The following is a 16,117-nucleotide window of genomic DNA, read 5'->3' as shown; positions in this document are numbered from 1 at the left end:
ATTTTATTGATCGATTCCCGCTGCAACACGCCTATCAATTAAGTCGGCACCTTTTATTACATTGAAAGAAGCAGCCGAACTGGCGTCGTGCGCTGTCATTCGTTCTCGTTCAGAGAATGCACGTTCAATCCGACGCTCAACTTCGGGTCACTATCGACAATGTTCGCGCATTACGTATGGCACGGCGGGCGCCCGAAGCGCAAGCCATGCTGCGCCAGATCGCCGCAGCCCGATGCCGGCGGTGGGCGGGTGGGGCAGATGCGCATCGACATGAACTGTCTCGGCATGTACGCCGAGGCCGAAGCGTGGCCTTCGCTCTCCGATGTCGGACGTGTTCCGCTTTCAGTTCACGCGGTGGTATCCGTCCATGCGTCTCTACCGGCAGACGCAGCTCGGCGACTGGTCGCATCCGCCCGCGGAATTGCAGGCGGACCTGCATCGCTTTTGCCGCGTCCGATGACGCTTAAGGCTTGCGCAACGCCTGAGCGCGCCGAAAGCCGCGGAAGCGTTCGCGTTGGTGCTCTTCGTCGAAATGCGCGCGCGCCGGCTTCACGAGATCGCTGCGCGAGACGATGCCGACAAGCCGCATCGACGCCTTGTCCGCCACGACCGGCAGGCGTTCCAGGTCATGCACGGCAAGGCGCGTGGCAGCCAGACGACACGGTTCGCCGGGCAGCGCGACGGCTGGCGCGGCTTCGTTTCTCTGCGTGAGCGCCTCGCCGATGGTGACGGCGCCCGCGTGCGACGCCTCGCCGAGCGCCGCCAGTGCCGCGCGATCCAGCATGCCGACGAGCGCCCCGTCGCGCACGACCGGATACGCGCGGTGCGCCTGCTGCGGCCCGAAATGCCGCGCGAGCACGTCAGCGAGCGGCGTCGCGGCGTCGATGGTGTTCACGTCGCGCGTCATCACTTCATCGACGTGGTGACGCTCCAGCGGGTCCACCCCGTATTCGCGATAGATGTGATAGCCGCGCCGCGCGATCTTCTCCGTCATGATCGAGCGGCGCATCACCACGGTGGCGAAGCCGTGCGCGACGAGCGTCGCCGCCAGCAGCGGCAGGAGCGCGTTGCTGTCGTGCGTGAGGCCGAATGCGAAGACGATGGCGGTGAGCGGCGCGCCGAGTGTCGCGCCGAGCGTCGCGGCCATGCAGACGAGCGGCCAGAGCGCGGTGTCGTGGCCCGGCAAGACCGCGCCGAGCACGGTGCCGAGGCCCGCGCCGAGCATCAAGAGCGGCGCGAGCACGCCGCCCGACGTGCCGGACGCGAGCGCCACGACCCAGATCACCGCTTTCACGGCCAGAATCGCGAGCGCCACCTGAATGGCGATGTGCTGATGCAGCAGATCGCCGATCACGTCATAGCCGACGCCGAGCGCGCGCGGCTCCAGATATCCGCCGATGCCGACCACGACGCCGCCGATGGCCGGCCACCACATCCAGTGCAGCGGGAGCTTGCCGAACGCATCTTCGAGCTTGTAGAGCGCCGCCGACAGACCCGACGCGAGCACGCCAGACAACAGCCCCGCGACGAGGCACGACAGCAGCGAAATCATGTGCGGCGGCTGCGTTTGCATCGGGAATAGCGCGCCGGTGCCGAACACGAATGCCCGCGCGAAGCCGGCTACGGCGCACGCGAGCGCCACGGGCAGAAAACTGCGCGGCCGCCATTCGAAAAGCAGCAGTTCCACCGCGAGCAGAACCGCCGCGACCGGCGTGCCGAACACGGCGGTCATGCCCGCCGCCGCGCCCGCCACGAGCAGCGTCTTGCGCTCGGCGGCCGTCACGTCGATGCACTGCGCGATCAGCGAGCCGAGCGCGCCGCCCGTCATGATGATCGGGCCTTCAGCGCCGAACGGCCCGCCGCTGCCGATCACGATGCCGGAGGACAGCGGCTTCAGAACCGCCACTTTCGGCGACATGCGGCTCTTGCCGAACAGAATCGCTTCGATCGCTTCGGGAATGCCGTGGCCGCGAATCTTCTCGGAGCCGAAGCGCGCCATCAGTCCGACGATCAGCCCGCCGATCACCGGAATCACGATGACCCAGGCCCCAAGCGTATGGAGCGCGGGCGAGCGATCCTCGATGGAGAAGGTCTGGAAGAAGAACAGATTCGTGAAGAGATGAATGAGCGCGAGCAGCACGACCGCCGCAAGCGTGCTGATGCCGCCGATCACGGCCGCGAGCCCGCAGATGCGCAGCAGCCGGTCGTTCACGGAAAAGTCGCGTTTATGATGGTTCATGCCTGTCACTCCAGAAAACTCCGCGAGACTCAGAGATCGATTTGCGGGACGCGGAACGCGCCGTCGAGCGATTTCAACTCCGCGCGATGCAGCGCCGCGAGGCGCGCGAGCACCTGCTCGCCGCGCGCTTCGAGATGCACTTGCACTTGCCGGCGATCCTCCGCGCTCTGCTCGCGTCGCACGAGCCCGAGCGCTTCACAGCGCGTGACGAGCGCCACGACGCCGTGGTGATGCGATTGCAATCGCTCGGCCAACTCGCCGACCGTCGCCCACGCGCGGCCGGGAAAGCCCTTGATGTGCAGAAGCAGCAGGTATTGCAGCGGCGTGATGCCTTCTTCCTGCGCGGCGCGCTCCGAGAACCGCTCGAAGCGGCGCATCTGATAGCGGAATTCGGAAAGCTGCTCGAAGTCCGGCTTGGTCAGGGTGCGTGCGTTTTTCATCGTTTTTTCAGGCGCTCTTGCGCTCGCTCGCGAAGCTCTGGCGATACAGCCCCGAGATCAGATCGGTTTCAGTGATCATGCCGAGCAGGCGCTCGTTGTGATCGACCACCGGAATGTGGTGGTGCCCGAAGTCCGCGAACATCGGCACGAGTTCCGCGATGGGCGTGCGCGAGTCGATCGTGCAGACATCGGTGGTCATTAGCGAGCCGACGCGCGCCGGCGCTTGCGACGGGCCGCGCATGATGCGCTCGACGGCGCGCGCGAAAGCATCGCGCGGCGCGGACCGGTGCGCGGGCGCGAGGTCCGCTCGAGTGACGATGCCGCGCACGCGCCGCGTCATGTCGATCACCGGCAGCGCCTTCACGCGATGCCGGGCGAGCAGCGCGAGCGCCTCGTCGACCGTGGTGTCGGGCGTCACGGACACGACGCCGCGCGACATGATGTCCGCGCAGCTGAATTCGGTGAAGCGGCGCGCGTAGGCCTGCAGCTGCGTTTCGCGCAGCAGCGCTTCGAGATCGTCCGGATCGACGTCGAGCATTTCGCTGCGACGCGCGAGCACGGCTTCGAGATCGGCGCGCGTGAAAGCCGCGCCGTCCGGCGCTTTCGGCGACGCCTGCGCGACGTGCGGATAACGGTGCCCCGTCAGCGCGTGATAGACGATGGCCGAGCACAGCAGCGCCGCCGACTGGATGGCCACCGGCGCGAGCACGAAGCCGTAGCCGAGCGCGTGGATCGACGGGCCGCCGAGCACCGCGGTCAGCGCCACCGCGCCCGAAGGCGGATGCACGCAGCGCAGCGCGAACATCCCGCAGATGGCGAGCGCGATGGCGAGCGCGGCGGCATCGACGGGATCGTGGATCAGCGCGGCGCACGACACGCCCACGATCGCCGACACGAGATTGCCGCCGATGATCGACCACGGCTGCGCGAGCGGACTCGCGGGCACGGCGAAGAGCAGCACGGCGGACGCGCCCATCGGCGCGATCAGGAACGGGATTGCCGCGCTATCGCCGACGAGCAGACGCGCGATGCCGCCCGTCAGCGCAATGCCGATGAGCGCGCCCGCGCCCGCGCGCAGCCGTTCGGTCCATCTAAGCGTGACGGGAGCGGGAAGGAAGCCATGTAACCAGCGTAAGAGGACGGTGCGCGACACGTTTTCAGCGAGGAGTTCTTGTGAGAGGTTCAATGAATCGCGCGTCGGTAACGCGGCGAAGCGTGAAATTGTATCGCAACGTGATACAAAGTGTCGCGGCGACATCGGCTCGGGTACGATGAACGCTCGCGCGTTTCCTCGTGAGCCGAACATGAGCCGGTTCTTCAGGCAAATCCCGTACGCATTGGCGCTGTGCCTGGTCGCGCTCGGCGCGTGGGCCGCGCCGGCGCAGGACGCCGACGAGCCGTCCACCGTCGTATCCGACGTGCACGAGTTCGTCGTCGCGGACGACGGCTCCGTCAGCGAGGACGACCGCACCGTGCTGCGCGCGAACACGGCGGCGGGCGTCGACGAGATCGCGCAGCGTTACGTCTGGTACGACCGCGGCGTGTCGAAGGTGGACATCGTGGAGGCGTATTCCGTCGATGCGAACGGCGCGCGCCACGACGTCTCGTCTGATCAGATCCGCGATATTCAGGAGCCGCGCTCGGCGGGCGCGCCGACGTTTCAGGACGCGAAGCTGCGCGCGGTGATCTTTCCGGCGGTGGGCGTCGGCTCGACGGTGCACCTGCATTCGCGCAAGAGCCAGGCGAGCCCGGTCATTCCCGGCCAGTTCGGCTATTACGTCGAACCGGGACAGCGGCCAGTGCTGGATCAGCAACTCGTTTTCGATCTTCCCGCGACGAAGCCGCTCTACGCCGATACGCGCGGCTATGTCGCGCGCGCGCCTGTCACCGCAAACGGCCGCACGCGCTATGTGTTCGATTACCGTCGCGAGCAGATCGCGCGCATCGAAAGCGGTTCCGTCGGCTATGCGCAATACGGCGACCGGCTGATGGTTTCCACGTTTCCCGACTACGCAAGCTTCGCGGCGAGCTATCGCGCGTCCGCCGCCGATGCGAGCGCGCGTGATCCTGCCGTGCGGGCGCTCGCTCAAGCGCTGACCGCCAACGACGCCGACGCCCGCGCGAAGGCCCGGACGCTCTACGACTGGGTGCGCCGCAACATCCGCTACGTCGCGATGTTCATCGGGCAGAGTCCGGCCGTGCCGCATCGCGTGACGGACGTGCTCGCGAACCGCTACGGCGACTGCAAGGATCACGTCGCGCTGTACGGCGCGCTGCTCGACGCGGTGGGCATTCGCAACGAGCCCGCGTTGATCGGCCTCGGCTCCGTCTACTCGCTGCCTTCGGTGCCGGGCTACGGCGCGGGCGCGATCAATCACATCATCACGTATCTGCCGGACTTCGCGATGTTCGCGGACAGCACGGCGTCGAGCGTCGAGTTCGGCTTCTTGCCGCTGGCGGACATGGACCGGCCGACGCTGCTCGTCGATAGCGGCGCGCTCTCGCGCACGCCCGCGACGCAGCCGTTGTCGCGCACGGCGCGTCTTCAGATCGATGTCGCGCCGCAAGGCGAGGCGACGTTCGCGTATTGGGTAGAGGACGCGGGATGGAGCGCCGCGCTGGAGCGCATGAATCTGCGGCTCGCGAGCGCGCAGCGGCGCGACCAGATCGCCGCGGACCGCCTGCGTTTCACGAACTTGCGCGGCGCGGGCGCGCTGACCACCACCGATGTCGATGCCACCAGCGGCCCGTTCGCGACGACGCTGCGCGGCACGCTCGACGACGTCGTCTGGCCGACCGGCACGACCGCCTTGCCCGCGCTCACGAGCCTGTCGGGCGGCATCGCCACGCAGACGCGCAACTGGCTCGCGGAACGCTCGCGCACGCAGCCGTATCTGTGCGTGGGTGGCGCTTACGACGAGGTATCGCAGATCGCGCTGCCGAAAACCATGCGAGTCGCCGAAGTGCCCGACGATCTCGAACTGACGAGCGGCTTTTTCCGCTATCGCTCGCGCTATGTGTTCGATCCGGCGAGCAATGTGATCCAGGTATCGCGCACGCTGGATGCGCGTTTCGGCAAGCAGGTTTGTTCGCCCGAAGATTTCGAGGCATCGCTGCCGGCGCTTCGAAAGATCGAACGCGATACGCAGGCGCAGATCATCGTGAAGGTATCGGCGCAGTGAGCGCAGTCACTGCGTGTCGCGCGCCACGCGAAAGCCGTTCTGCGACTGACGCACGCTCGCGCTGTACTTGAAGCGCGTGGCCGATTGCATATAGTCGCCGCCTTCGCGCCAGGAGCCGCCGCGAATCACGCGCACCGAGCAGGAGGGCTCGTCCCACACGCGGCCATCGACGGGCGCGCCCTTGTATGAGCTATGCCAGCAGTCGGCGACCCATTCCCACACGCTGCCGTTCATGTCGTAGAGGCCATACCCGTTCGGCGCGAACGAACCCACGGGCACCGGCGCATCCGCGTGATACGGCTCGCCGCAGTCCTTGCAGTCGGCCGTGCCTTTTTTCATCTGATCGCCCCACCAGAACGTGCTTTGCGTGCCGCCGCGCGCGGCGAACTCCCATTCCGCTTCGCTCGGCAGACGATACGGCTTGCCGCCTACCTTGCTCAACCACTTCACGTAGACCTGCGCATCGTCCCAACTGACGTTGCGCATCGGCGAATTGGGCGGCGGCGGGGCGCTTGCGTTGCTGTCCGACGCGATGCGGGTGCAGGCGCCCGCATCGGCGCACGCATTCCATTGCTCCACGGTCACTTCGTATTTGCCGATGGCGAACGGCCGCCCGAGCGTCACGCGATGCGACGGCTTCTCGCCGGGATCATCGTTATTGCTGCCCATCGTGAAAGCGCCCGGCACGATGGGAATGAGCAACGGACACTGCGGGCAGTCCTTGATTTCGTTGCCCGTGGGCTTGGCCGTGGTGTTCGTCGGTGCCATCGGTTTGGCGCTCGCGACGGGGCTGGGCGACTTGGCCGGAGCCGATGCTTGAGCCGATGCCGGAGCCGCAACGGAAGGCTTCGCGCTCGCCGTCGCTTTGAGCCGGTCGATGCGCGCCTTCGCAAGTGCCGCGAAACGCCCGTTCGGATACGACTTCAAGTACGCCTCGTAATCGCTCGGATACGTGCTGTCCTTGATCGATTCCCAGAACGCCAGTTCGTATTGCTCGCTGCTGTCTTTCGGCAGAATGCCGCGCATGCGGATCGGTCCGCCATCCATACCGGCGGATTCGGCCATCGCCGGCAGAGCGACCGTTTCGCGTCCGAGCGTGACATGGCCCGTCAATGTCGACGCTACCCACGGCCGTTGCGCGCCCCGCGAGGCGTTGGCGACGTCGGACGCGGCAGTATCGAATGAAGCGGACGTCATCTGCTTGTCTTTCGCGAAGGCGCGTATCAGCGCTGCGGTATAGCGACCGTTGCGCCCGTCTTCGGCTGCGCCTGCATTGAGTTGCGTTGCGAATGCGATCAGCGTTCGCGGCGAAAGTTGAAGAGGTCTGGCCGAAGCATGAGGCGATGAATAGCCGAGGCACATGTCGAGTATGACGACGTTGGTCGCAAGCGGCCTCGCACGCGCCATGCGCGCCGCGAGATCCTGCGCTGCGATGCCTTTCTCGATGCTGCTCGCATCGATCGGCAAGAGCAGCGCCTGCCCGCGCGCCCCAACGCCGTGCCCGGCGAAGTACACCAATGCGGTGTCGCGCGGACCAAGATGATCGATGAATGACTGAATGGCTTGCTGCATTGCATCGGCAGTCAGATTCGTGCGGCGCGTCACGTCGAAGCCCATTGCGGAGAGTGCGGCGCTCATGTCTCTCGCGTCGGTGGCCGCGCTGCTCAGCGGCTCTTCGCCGTAACGGTCGTTGCCGATGACGAGCGCGACGCTATGCGCTGAACCGTCGTGATCGATGAGTACGGGAGCGGGCGACTGTCCGGATTGCGCGAAGGCTGCGTTCATGGCGACGAACACAGTCGCAACGAAGAATATCCGCCACATATTCATACCCTGTCCGTATGGCGTTGAGGGAGACGCACGTGTGCCGCACAAACAACGATAGCACGCTGTCCGCCACGTTTTGATCCCCTAAACGTAGGTATCCGCATGCAGCGTCTGCGACCCCTCGCACGCATGTATCTTTTCAAATCGTTACGTCCTAATCTGAACACAGAGCTTGATCGTTGGCCTGTGAACGGCCTTTCTTTGAAGAGGCATCCGAAACATGCTGAGAAGAACTGTGCTCGGCGCGCTCGCTTCGATAGCGGCGCTGGCCGCGGACGCGTCGTTTTCCGCCGGGCGTACCCGCAGCCCGGCACCCGCGAACGCAGAGGCGTACATCATCTGGCCGCCCGACGGCGCCGTCCTTTCAGGCGGCAAGCTATGGGTGCGCATGGGCCTGCGCAACATGGGCGTCTGTCCGAAGGGCATCGATATGCCTAACGTGGGCCACCACCATCTGCTGATCGATACGGACCTTCCGCCGCTGGATCAGGAGATTCCGTCGGATCGCAATCATCTGCACTACGGCGCGGGCGAAACGGATGCGCGCATCGAGTTGCAGCCCGGAAAGCACACGCTGCAACTGCTCATGGGCGATTACAACCATGTACCGCACGATCCGCCCGTTTATTCGAAGAAGATCACGATCACGATGAAATGAGCCGGGCCGTCGCTTCGTCCGATGCAAACCGTCCGGCGCACATCCTGAAGGTACACGACATGAAACGACGCACTGCCGGCGCACATTCGTGCGCACGTTCGATTCTGCTCGCCGCGGCGTTAGCCGCGCCATTCCCTGCGAGCCACGCGGCGGGCGGACCGACGCCCGCGCCCGCCAACGCGCACGCGTATATCGGCTATCCCAACGACGGGCAGACGCTCCCGGCGGGGAAACCATTCCGCGTATGGTTCGGGCTGCGGTTCATGGGCGTGGCTCCGCGCGGCGTCAAGTTTCCGAACACCGGACATCACCATCTATTGATCGATACGGATTTGCCGCCATTGGATCAGGAGATTCCGTCCGACCGTAATCATCTGCATTACGGCGCAGGCGAGACGGAGACCATGCTCGAATTGCCGCCGGGTAAGCATACGCTTCAACTTCTAATGGGCGACGACCGGCATATTCCGCACAATCCGCCCGTCTATTCGAAGAAGATCACGGTCTACGTCAGGTGAACGGTGTCGGTGAAAGACAAACAGTCGGACTCCGAAGTGTTTGTCTGCAACCGATCGCGAACGGGAACCGGCATTGGGAAGTTAAAGTGGAAAGCCTTATACCGCAAGGCATTGCACGAATCAGCGCAAAGATGGCATACCCCGTGCATTGTACTGGCCCGAGCAAACAGATTGCTCGAACCCACCCGACGCGCAATGCGCACCCAAGGAGAACCACCATGAAGACGCTGACGATCCTCGACATTCCCCTCACCGAAGAACTCGACCGCCGCGCGATGTCGGCTGTACGCGGCGGCACCTCGTTCTACTTTCCCGGCTATGACGTCTCGAAGGTCGAGCTCTCGTTCGATACGCAGCAGTTCATCGGCCAGACGCAGAACACGCAGAGCCAGAACGGCGTGAACGTGGCGTTCGGCGGCAACATCACGGCCCACGTCGCGCCGAAGCAGCAAGCGACCAACACGAGCACCATCAACATCGGATCGGGCTTCGAGCTCCGCTGATCGACCACCATCCATCACTCTCAAGCCAGGAACCGACATCATGTCTACGCTGACCATCCACGATCTCGTCCATCACGCCGAACTGGGCCGCCATGAAATGTCCGCGGTGCGCGGCGGCACCGGCTTCTATTTCCCGAGCTACAAGTCGAGCTTCGATTTGAGCGCCACTACGCAGCAACTGACTAATCAGGCGCAGAACACGCTCAGCGCAAACGGCGTGAACAACGCTTTCACGTATGACACCACGGCGAAAGTCGCGCCGCATCAGAAAGCGGACAACACGAGCCACATCAACGTTTATGGGCCGTATGCGGCGTGAAGCAGGAACACGCCGGATAACGGCGGAGTAGGTGTTTCATGTTGTTGGCAGTAGAGGCGGAGCACGGGGAGCTCCGCTGCATCAACCGCCTGTCGCAAGGCGGCGCGGATCGCTCGTCGTTCCCGAGACGGCGAGCGATCCGCACCCGAGCGCGGTGATGGAGAAACGCGCATTCCTCGTACTAGCGTGATCGTCGGAGCTGATCGTGCGAGCTTTAATCCCCTCGTCGCGCCTCATGACCGCATGCGCGAGCCTCGTTGCCGCCGTGCTGCTCGCCGGCTGCATTGATGTGAACGTGCCGGTCTATAAGCGGCCCGATACGCCGGAGAAGACGGCGTTCACCACGATAAGCGTCCCCAAGGCTGCCCCCGCAGAGACCATTCGGCCCGATTGGTGGAAACAGTTTCAGGATCCGTATCTCGACGGACTGATCGACAAGGCCATCAACGGAAACTTCGATATCAAGGTGCTTGCAGCGCGGATTCAGGTAGCGGGTGCGCAAATCGGCGAGGCGCGCGCGGGCGCGCTGCCTTCGATGGATGTGGGCGCGGGCGCCAGTTTCGAAAAGACGACGGGCCAGCCGTTCACGAAGCAATACAACCTCGGCACGCAGGTGAACTGGGACATCGACATCTGGGGCGCGGTGGAAAAGGGCGTGCAGGCGCAAAAAGCCGAGTATCGCGCGAGCGAAGCGGACTGGCGTGCCGGCTATCTCGAACTCGTTGCAAACGTTTCGACGACGTACTTCCAGATCCTTCAGTTCGATGACCAGATTCAGCAGCAGATGCTGACCATTGCGACGAACCAGAAAATACTGACGATATTCGAGGGCATGGAGAAGAACGGCCTGGTACCGCACACGCAGGTGCTGAATCAACGCGCCGAACTGAATCGTCTTACGCGTGATCTGCTCGAACTGCGCCGCGCTCGTGACCTTGCGGACAATGCGCTCGCTACGTTGACCGGCGTGCCGGCTGGCGAATTCAAAGTGCCCGACGGCCAATTGCAGAAGCGCGTGCAGATTCCGCCTGTGCCTTCCGGACTGCCGTCGCAGTTGCTTGCGCGACGGCCCGATCTGATTGCCGCTGAGTATCGCGTGCTCGAGTCTTACGATCTCGTCGGACAAGCGAAACTCGCGCAGTTACCCACGATTAGCCTGACAGGGCGTGGCGGCACCGCGAGCTTTGCGTTGACGGACTTATTGAAGTCCTTCACGTTCAGCTTCTTACCGAGCATCAATATTCCGATTCTCGACCCGAGCGTGCGCGCGCACGTCAAGACCACCGAAGCGCAAAGCACGGTAGCGGAACAGCAGTATCGAAGCACGGTGATGAATGCGTTCGAGGAAGTGGAGAATGCGCTCGTCAATCTGGATTCGCATACGAAACAGCGAGAAGAATTGCAGCAGGAAGTCGCGCATCTGACGATCGTCGCCGCGCAGATCGATGCGCAACTCAAAGAAGGCGTGATTTCACAACTCGAAGTGTTCGAAACCGAACGCACGCTGCTCGCGGCACAACTCGCGTTGCTCGCGAATCATCAGCAGATCTTGTCGGACACGGTCACGCTCTACAAGGCGCTCGGCGGCGGATGGCCGGCAGTCGACGTACAGAGCGCCGCCATTGGAAAGAATCAGTGAATCGCATGGCTAACGATCGTACCGGAATACGCGACGTCGACACGATGACGTTCGCACACTCTAATGCCCAATTGACTAAGCGAATGCGTGTCTTACACTTCGAACAGCCGCTCGATTCGCAGCGGTCCGACGCATCCTGTGAACTGACATGGCTCCAGGCGAACCGATAGCCGAACCGCAGCCGCGCGTGGACGAAGCATTCGATGTCGTCCTTGAGCCGGCGTCGCGCGGCACTCCAGCGCATGCGTTGAGCGAGATTCGCATCGAGGACGATCTCTTCGCGATCGGCCGCGGCGAAGCGCCATTCGACGAGAGCCCGCCCGAAGCCGTCGCGCAATTGTCGCGCCGTCACGCGCGCATCTTCGTCGAGCACGGCTGCGTCTATATCGCGGACTTGGGGAGCAAGAACGGGACGACGTTGAATGGCACGCCCGTGCGTGATGTCCCCGCTCGCGTCAGAGGCGGAGATGAGATTGCGTTCGGTAGCCGGCTCGCGTATCGCGTGCAATTCGTGCCCCGCCGGCGTCGAATTCATGCGGCGAAGCAGGTCGCGCTCACACTCGTGCCGGTGCGCGAAGAACTCGGTCTCGAACCGATCGAACTCACGCAGTTTCCATTTCTCGTCAGCAAGATCGACGACATCTTCGCGCGTTATCGCCCGCGTTACCCGCATCAGGTCAACTACGTGTCGCGCCGTCACGCGCATGTGTTCGTAAGAGGCGGAGCGCCGTTCGTCGAAGATCTCGGCAGCACGAACGGCACTTTCGTCAACGGCCAACGCATGGGCGACTCCGCTATTGCAATCAAGGACGGCGACACGGTGGCGTTCGGCGGCACGCATTTCGTCTATCGAGTGAGTCTGCATGGCGACGAAAGCGAATCTACGTTGACCGAAATGGCGGTCCCAGCGCAGCCTGATGCGCAAGACGAGCGCGACAGCGACAAGACGACTTTCGTCGGCTCCGCGCATTCGTTTCTCGACATCTTCTGCGTGGATCATGCCGCGCCGGGCGATGATGAGATCAACGCCGACGCTCAGGCGGACTCGGCTCAAAAGGAACAACGCGGCGAGGTCAAATCCAAACGCGGCAAGTGGGCTCTCTTCATTCGCGAGTTGCGACGGGCGTTCATCGGCGAGGATCAGCGCGTCACGCGGCGGGCACGCGTCGTCACTGTCTGCGTGTTGTTGGGGTTTGCAGCCGGAGGCTTGGCGCTTTTCCATGCAGGATCACTCGAGCGCCGCGCGAAGTCGCTCATGGCAAGCGGCGACTATGCGCAAGCTGCGGTGTTGAGCAACGACTATCTCCGCATGCATCCGCATGACGCGCCGTTAGCGTCGATGAACACAGAGGCCGTTCTAAAGGCCGACGTGCCGCGTTGGCTCGCCGCGGTGCGCAAAGGCGATTACGAGCAGGCGGACAGCATCATCGCGCAGATGGAAGCGTTGAGCGAGCACAACGCGGAAGTCCGTTCCATGCTCGATGAATTGCGCTCGATCGGCAAGCTCGAACGTTTCGTCATGAGCCGTGGCGGCCCTGACGCCCCCGTTCGAATGTACGCAGACGAACCGCGCATCGGGGACATCCTGAAGCATTGGGAAGCGGATGCAGGAAGTCATCAGCGCGATCTGGACCGCATCGCGGGCTACGTGCCCGAGTTCCGCGATCCGTACGCGCTCGCGTTAAGCCATCTGCGCAAGCTGCAAAGCGATGATTCGGTCTATCTCGCCGCCATCGATCGATTGAATGCGAGTGTCGTGAAGAGCCTCGCCACGGACGACCTCGATGCAATCGATGCCGCGTTGAAAGACTATGCAGACCGGTATCCGCGTCTGGGCGGCCTCGATCGCCTGCGCGCCGATGCGAACGCCTACGCGAGCCTCAAGCACGCGATGACCGCGAAGAGCCTCGCACCGCTCGCCGACTGGATCGGAACGACCACATTCTCGACGCCGCCTTTCAAGGACAGGTGGGCGGAATTGAGCGCGCACCAGTTGCCGCCCGCCCCTGTGATGGCGCAATACGCCGCTGTATCCGATGCCTGGCGCAATGGGCGGAGTGCCCAGGCAATTGACCTCTTGACGAAGATTCCGCAAGGCAACTGGACGCCGACCTTGCAGGGCGAACTGGCTCACAAGAAGGCAGTGGCCGCCCAGTTCGACGAGTTGCAAAAGACACGCGGCTCCGGACGCTATGAAGACACACTGCTTTCGTTCTATGAATCGATCGACCCGCAGAGCGACGGCTATTTCGCTAAGGCTATCGCGCCCGACATTGCAGCGCTCAATGGTAAAGCAGCCGCGCGAGGACAAGCGTTGATGACTCATGCGCAGACGCTTTGGGAGCAGTACCGGACGAACGGTGGAATTGGCGGGTCGCAACGGCTGGAGTCGGATGTGTCGGATGGCTTTCGAACGCAAGCCAAGCGCTTGTCGGATGCGCGGGACGCTTCCGTTCGCGGCATGCGCATGCTCAGGCAAGCCTCGCAAAACGGCGAGGGGGATCAAGGCAAATGGAATGCGCTGAGCAAAGAGATCGATGACGAAGCGGCTTTGCAACGGCGCTCGCTGCAAGACCTTCGCATGGTGCTGGATCCGTCGCTGCTGCAAGCAAAACTGAACCTGATTGGAGGGACGAGCGGTGAAGCGCAACGCGCCCCTTAGGCCATTCTCCGAGGCGCTCGGCGATCACGGCGCGGAAGGCGTCGCGATTCTGACCGCTGAGCCGCTGAAGCTCACGCAAGCCGTGGTGCTTGCCATGGTCGCGCTCGTGGTTGCGGCGCTCGCGTGGTCCTTCATCGGTCACGCGGACGTCCTCGTCACCGCGCAAGGCACGCTTGCGCCCGAATCGGAGGTGCGGCGCTTCTACGCGCCTATCGACGGAGAACTGGCCGACCTCTATATCGCGGAAGGGCAACCGGTGCGCAAGGACGACGTCGTGGCGCGCCTGAACGCACGTGGCGCAATCGAAGCCGCGACGAACGCACTGGAAGCGCAACTCAAGCTCGACGACGCCGAGCGCGAATGGAAGCAGTTTCCCGAGAAGAAGTTGCTGATGGAACGAAGAATCGCCGCGCTCAAGGACCAGATGGAAGTGGAGGAACATCAGCATCAGCAGCGAGTGAGCGAAGGAACGAGCAAGCTCGCCGAAGGGCAGAAGGCGCAACTCCAGGAGCAGCGCAGCGTGCTGGAAAATGCGCGCCGCGCCCGCGACGCTGCAAAGAGCGAACTCGACCGCTTCGCGCGACTCTTCGCTTTGCCGGGCGGCGGCGGCGTGTCGGAATCGCAAGTGGAAGCGAAGCGCAACATCTATCTCGAAGCGGATGGCGCCTATCGCGTCGAACAGGCGAAGCTCGCTGAACTCGACTTTCGCTTGAGCCATGAATACAAGCAAGCAAAGGCGCAACTCGAAACGAGCGGTCAGGAAGCAACGAGCCTAAGACTGCAATATGAGTCGGCCATGCGCGAGGTGACGAGTACGGAAGACAAGCTACGTTTGCAATTGCAGACCGCGCGTCTCGTTGCCGACGCCGCCGCGCGCATCCGTTTCGAGAACATCGACAAAGACAACTTTCTGCTGATTCTGGCTCCTGTGTCGGGCGTGGTCACGGACGTGACCTCGACTCAGCCAGGCGACAAGATTCAGGCGAACACGCCGCTCGGCGGCATCGCGCCGGCAAATGCGCGGCCGATGCTGAAGATAGAGATTGCCGAGCATGATCGCGCGTTCCTGCGCGAAGGACAGCGCGTGAAACTCAAGTTCAATGCGTTTCCTTATCAACGATATGGCGTGATTGACGGCACGCTCGCCTTCATTTCGCCAGCGACGAAGCCGAGCGCAATCGCCAAGCAGCCGGTCTATGAAGGACGAGTGACGTTGGACCGCGACTACTACCAGATTGCCGGTACGCGATATCCGCTTCGCTATGGCATGACGGCTTCTGCAGAAATCGTGGTGCGCGAGCGGCGACTGATCGACCTTGGACTCGATCCTTTCCGAAGCGTAGCAGGCTAGCGGGCTAAACCGAACGGAGAACGACATGACGGCGATTGTGCGAATCGACGATGAAGTGGTCGATGTCGACGAATTTCTGAGGCTTCTTAAACTCAATGGACAGTTCGACGGACTCGTCGAGCAACTGGTTCGCGACAAGCTCACGGTGCGCGCGGCAAAGAAGGCCGGCGTCACGCTCACGGCGGACGAGATACAGACCCGCGCCGATCAGTTCCGGCGCATCCGCGGGCTGCACCGCGCAGCGGACATGAACAACTATCTCGACGCGCTCAATGTGAGCCTCGACGAATTCGAGGCCTATATCACCGATACGCTGTACCAGGAGAAAATGCTGGAGCAGGTAGGCACGCAACGCGCCATCGAAGAGTATTTCCAACTCAATTCGCCGCGATTCGACGGCATCGAGGTGCGTCATATCGTTCTGGATTCCGAGGGAAGCGCGAAGGAGATGATGTCTTATCTCAACGACGATCCCGACAGCTTCGCGGACATGGCACGCGAGCATTCCCTCGCTGATACGCGCGAAGAAGGCGGGCTGATCGGCCGCGTGATGCGTGGCCAGTTGCGGGCGGATATCGAGGCCAAGGTGTTCAACGCCGAGCCGGGCGACCTGCTGGGTCCGTTCGTCTCCCCAGACGGCGCCTCATACGAGATCTTTGCGGTGACGTCCAAGTATCCCGCGCAGCTGGACGAAGACACGACAGCGGAAATCCGTCGGCTATTGCGGGAAGAATGGCTCTTTGCAAGAGCGCAGGAACATGTGATTCAGGCGCGCTGAA

14 protein-coding genes are annotated in these 16,117 nt (G+C 63.3%); 10 read left to right on the top strand and 4 right to left on the bottom strand.

Translation table 11 applies throughout. From position 1 onward, the window contains the following. Positions 1-322: 322 nt before the first annotated feature. Positions 323-460 carry a hypothetical protein gene (locus NCR34_RS17755; protein ID WP_250500723.1) on the top strand — a complete coding sequence of 46 codons (138 nt, stop codon included), beginning with the start codon at positions 323-325 and terminating at the stop codon, positions 458-460. Positions 461-463: 3 nt separating this feature from the next. Here NCR34_RS17755 and NCR34_RS17750 read toward each other — a convergent pair whose 3' ends face one another. Genes NCR34_RS17750 through NCR34_RS17740 form a run of 3 tightly spaced genes read right to left on the bottom strand, consistent with a single transcriptional unit; the run spans position 464 to position 3,832 of the window. Beyond that, entirely contained in the window at positions 464-2,239 is a 1,776-nt protein-coding gene (locus NCR34_RS17750) for a chloride channel protein (RefSeq protein WP_250500722.1), read from the bottom strand. A gap of 29 nt (positions 2,240-2,268) precedes the next feature. Next, positions 2,269-2,679, bottom strand: a complete 411-nt coding sequence (locus NCR34_RS17745; protein WP_175941602.1) for a MarR family winged helix-turn-helix transcriptional regulator — start codon at positions 2,677-2,679, stop codon at positions 2,269-2,271. A gap of 7 nt (positions 2,680-2,686) precedes the next feature. Further along, on the bottom strand, positions 2,687-3,832 hold the full coding sequence (locus tag NCR34_RS17740; RefSeq protein WP_250500747.1) for an HPP family protein: 1,146 nt from the start codon (positions 3,830-3,832) through the stop codon (positions 2,687-2,689). A 151-nt stretch (positions 3,833-3,983) separates the two neighbouring features. Here NCR34_RS17740 and NCR34_RS17735 point away from each other — a divergent pair, with 151 nt between their 5' ends. Continuing rightward, the gene (locus tag NCR34_RS17735; RefSeq protein WP_250500721.1) at positions 3,984-5,861 is read left to right on the top strand and encodes a DUF3857 domain-containing transglutaminase family protein; all 1,878 of its coding nucleotides are present in this window, start codon (positions 3,984-3,986) and stop codon (positions 5,859-5,861) included. 6 nt (positions 5,862-5,867) lie between these two features. On the opposite strand, the gene NCR34_RS17730 is transcribed toward NCR34_RS17735, so the two are convergent. After that, positions 5,868-7,685, bottom strand: coding sequence for an SUMF1/EgtB/PvdO family nonheme iron enzyme (locus NCR34_RS17730; RefSeq protein WP_502800102.1), 1,818 nt, complete (start codon positions 7,683-7,685; stop codon positions 5,868-5,870). Between the two features lie 223 nt (positions 7,686-7,908). Here NCR34_RS17730 and NCR34_RS17725 point away from each other — a divergent pair, with 223 nt between their 5' ends. The 8 genes from NCR34_RS17725 (at position 7,909) to NCR34_RS17690 (ending at position 16,116) form a co-directional block, all read left to right on the top strand. Next, a complete protein-coding gene (locus tag NCR34_RS17725) occupies positions 7,909-8,346 on the top strand; it encodes a DUF4399 domain-containing protein (protein WP_175941598.1) in 438 nt (145 codons plus the stop codon). Positions 8,347-8,405: 59 nt separating this feature from the next. Beyond that, the gene (locus tag NCR34_RS17720) at positions 8,406-8,864 is read left to right on the top strand and encodes a DUF4399 domain-containing protein (RefSeq protein ID WP_250500719.1); all 459 of its coding nucleotides are present in this window, start codon (positions 8,406-8,408) and stop codon (positions 8,862-8,864) included. 218 nt (positions 8,865-9,082) lie between these two features. Then, the gene (locus tag NCR34_RS17715) at positions 9,083-9,367 is read left to right on the top strand and encodes a hypothetical protein (protein WP_248322398.1); all 285 of its coding nucleotides are present in this window, start codon (positions 9,083-9,085) and stop codon (positions 9,365-9,367) included. Positions 9,368-9,407: 40 nt separating this feature from the next. Further along, positions 9,408-9,686: a hypothetical protein gene (locus NCR34_RS17710; protein ID WP_175941592.1), complete on the top strand. Its 279-nt coding sequence runs from the start codon at positions 9,408-9,410 to the stop codon at positions 9,684-9,686. A 235-nt stretch (positions 9,687-9,921) separates the two neighbouring features. Further along, entirely contained in the window at positions 9,922-11,325 is a 1,404-nt protein-coding gene (locus NCR34_RS17705; RefSeq protein ID WP_250500746.1) for an efflux transporter outer membrane subunit, read from the top strand. Between the two features lie 148 nt (positions 11,326-11,473). Continuing rightward, entirely contained in the window at positions 11,474-13,987 is a 2,514-nt protein-coding gene (locus NCR34_RS17700) for an FHA domain-containing protein (RefSeq protein ID WP_250500718.1), read from the top strand. Continuing rightward, on the top strand, positions 13,965-15,338 hold the full coding sequence (locus NCR34_RS17695; protein WP_250500717.1) for a beta-barrel domain-containing protein: 1,374 nt from the start codon (positions 13,965-13,967) through the stop codon (positions 15,336-15,338). Before NCR34_RS17700 ends, NCR34_RS17695 begins: the two co-directional genes overlap by 23 nt. A gap of 25 nt (positions 15,339-15,363) precedes the next feature. Continuing rightward, complete coding sequence (locus tag NCR34_RS17690; protein ID WP_250500716.1) at positions 15,364-16,116, top strand: peptidylprolyl isomerase; 753 nt, start codon at positions 15,364-15,366, stop codon at positions 16,114-16,116. The last annotated feature ends 1 nt before the right edge of the window (position 16,117 follow it).

Origin of the sequence: Caballeronia sp. GAWG1-5s-s (assembly GCF_023631445.1) — a bacterium.
Classification (GTDB): domain Bacteria; phylum Pseudomonadota; class Gammaproteobacteria; order Burkholderiales; family Burkholderiaceae; genus Caballeronia.
Note: the sequence above shows the minus strand (reverse complement) of the source record. Positions and strands in the feature narration are given on the sequence as shown.

What these genes read in the sequence shown, in the direction of transcription:
- NCR34_RS17755 (WP_250500723.1), top strand. Translation starts at nt 323, where the DNA reads ATGTCGGACGTGTTCCGCTTTCAGTTCACGCGGTGGTATCCGTCCATG.
- NCR34_RS17750 (WP_250500722.1), bottom strand. Translation starts at nt 2,239, where the DNA reads ATGAACCATCATAAACGCGACTTTTCCGTGAACGACCGGCTGCTGCGC.
- NCR34_RS17745 (WP_175941602.1), bottom strand. Translation starts at nt 2,679, where the DNA reads ATGAAAAACGCACGCACCCTGACCAAGCCGGACTTCGAGCAGCTTTCC.
- NCR34_RS17735 (WP_250500721.1), top strand. Translation starts at nt 3,984, where the DNA reads ATGAGCCGGTTCTTCAGGCAAATCCCGTACGCATTGGCGCTGTGCCTG.
- NCR34_RS17730 (WP_502800102.1), bottom strand. Translation starts at nt 7,685, where the DNA reads ATGTGGCGGATATTCTTCGTTGCGACTGTGTTCGTCGCCATGAACGCA.
- NCR34_RS17725 (WP_175941598.1), top strand. Translation starts at nt 7,909, where the DNA reads ATGCTGAGAAGAACTGTGCTCGGCGCGCTCGCTTCGATAGCGGCGCTG.
- NCR34_RS17720 (WP_250500719.1), top strand. Translation starts at nt 8,406, where the DNA reads ATGAAACGACGCACTGCCGGCGCACATTCGTGCGCACGTTCGATTCTG.
- NCR34_RS17715 (WP_248322398.1), top strand. Translation starts at nt 9,083, where the DNA reads ATGAAGACGCTGACGATCCTCGACATTCCCCTCACCGAAGAACTCGAC.
- NCR34_RS17710 (WP_175941592.1), top strand. Translation starts at nt 9,408, where the DNA reads ATGTCTACGCTGACCATCCACGATCTCGTCCATCACGCCGAACTGGGC.
- NCR34_RS17705 (WP_250500746.1), top strand. Translation starts at nt 9,922, where the DNA reads ATGACCGCATGCGCGAGCCTCGTTGCCGCCGTGCTGCTCGCCGGCTGC.
- NCR34_RS17700 (WP_250500718.1), top strand. Translation starts at nt 11,474, where the DNA reads ATGGCTCCAGGCGAACCGATAGCCGAACCGCAGCCGCGCGTGGACGAA.
- NCR34_RS17690 (WP_250500716.1), top strand. Translation starts at nt 15,364, where the DNA reads ATGACGGCGATTGTGCGAATCGACGATGAAGTGGTCGATGTCGACGAA.